The organism is Lysinibacillus sp. NPDC093216, from assembly GCF_050280325.1.
GTDB lineage: Bacteria > Bacillota > Bacilli > Bacillales_A > Planococcaceae > Lysinibacillus.
The window spans coordinates 1-1756 of record NZ_JBNNVB010000064.1 but is presented as its reverse complement, the minus strand read 5'-3'; the positions used below and the strand labels follow the sequence as shown (position 1 = coordinate 1756).

General features: G+C 35.8%; 2 protein-coding genes. Both read left to right on the top strand.

What is annotated here, in order from left to right; genetic code table 11:
* The first annotated feature begins 48 nt into the window (after nucleotides 1–48).
* The gene (gene istA / locus ACQKOG_RS27080; protein ID WP_427448590.1) at nucleotides 49–1332 is read left to right on the top strand and encodes an IS21 family transposase; all 1284 of its coding nucleotides are present in this window, start codon (nucleotides 49–51) and stop codon (nucleotides 1330–1332) included.
* Between the two features lie 8 nt (nucleotides 1333–1340).
* Nucleotides 1341–1756 (top strand): ATP-binding protein (locus tag ACQKOG_RS27075; protein ID WP_427448591.1); only part of this gene is annotated, 416 nt, incomplete at its 3' end.

Sequence of the window (1756 nt, the reverse complement as noted above, 5' to 3'; positions counted from 1 at the left end):
GATGTACAAAAATGCTCTTCCATTTCATACTAATACTGAGGTGTTAGTATGCATATTCAATTAGAGATTGAGACAGAATTTAAAATTAATAGTCTTTCAGATTTAGCAAATTTTAAACAAGTAATGGAGCATTTAAACATGAAGATTAATAAAAGTAGATTAGCAAGGGATATAGGCGTAGATCGACGAACAATCGATAAATATCTAAATGGCTTTATACCAAAAACAAAGCGTAATAAGCCATCTAAAATTGATGAGTTCTATCCGATTATTGCCAGCCTCTTATCAGAAGATTCTAAGCAGGTATTTTATTATCGACGTAATCTTTGGCAGTATTTAAAAGACAACCATGGTTTAGAGTGTGGGCAATCTACATTCCGTACCTATATTGCCAATACGCCAGAATTTAAGGCTTACTTTGAGAAAGCTGAGCGTGTATCTTCTTTGAATGGCGGTATCCGTTATGAAACACGTATGGCCAAACAAGCACAGTTGGATTGGAAAGAAAGTATTCTTTATGAAACAAGTGATGGTGAACAGGTGGAGATTAATGTAGCCGTGTTAGTGCTAAGCTACTCTCGTATGCGGTTCTTCTATATGAGTATTTCTAAATCGCAGGCAGTTTTATTTGCTTTCTTAACCGACACGTTTGAAAAAATGGGTGGTGTACCAGAAGAACTCATCACTGACAATATGAAAACCGTGATGGATGAAGCACGAACAGAACATTTTGTAGGAAAAGTGAATGCGAAGTTTGCGCAATTTGCGAGAGATTTTGGATTTAACGTGAAGCCTTGTGTAGCAGGTCGTCCACAAACAAAAGGAAAAGTGGAGACAACGATGAAGTTTTTGGATGAGATCCATGCCTATCAAGGAAAGTTTAACATAACTGAATTACACGCCTATATTGAAAAATTGTGTAATCGTATCAATCATGAAATTCATCAAGGAACGAATAAAATTCCGATTTTAGAATTCCAAAAAGAAAAGAATCACTTACTCCAGCTACCAACTGAACGAGTAAGAGATTCTTATCGAATCAACCATACGCTTGTGAAAGTCAATGCATCCAGCATGATTTCCTACAAGTCCAATCAATACTCCGTACCACCGGGGTATCAAGGCAAAAAAGTAGGGCTACAAGTGTACGATAATCAATTATGGATTTATTATAACATGGAACTAATCGCGCAACACAAAATAAGTGAAGCAAAACTAAATTATCAAGAGGCACATTATCGTGAACTGATAACAAAGGCCATGCCCGAATACCCTGATATTAACGATTTAGCAAAACGGAATTTAGCAGCGATTGGAGAAATGTATAAATGAATTCAATAATGAGTACAAATTATCAGCAACTACAGCAAAACTTAGAGTATTTAAAATTAAAGCAAATGGGCATCCATTTGAATGAAGTCATCGACTTTAGCATTAAAAATGAGCTTTCTTTTATCGATACACTTATTAAATTGACAAACTATGAAATCGATGTACGTGAGCAAAATATGATTCATGCGATGGTGAAAGTCGCTGCATTTCCACATTTAAAGGAAATAAAGGATTTTAATTTTGATTTCCAACCAAGTATTAACCAGCAACAAATACTCGATTTTCAAAGCCTTCGTTTTATCGAAGAAAATGAGAACATTGTATTCCTTGGTCCAAGTGGTGTCGGCAAGACCCATCTGGCCACAGCAATTGGCATTACTGCAGCTAAAAAGCGAACAAGTACCTATTTTATTAAGTGCCATGA

Coding starts and splice junctions, on each gene's coding strand:
- istA (WP_427448590.1), top strand. CDS start 49: ATGCATATTCAATTAGAGATTGAGACAGAATTTAAAATTAATAGTCTT.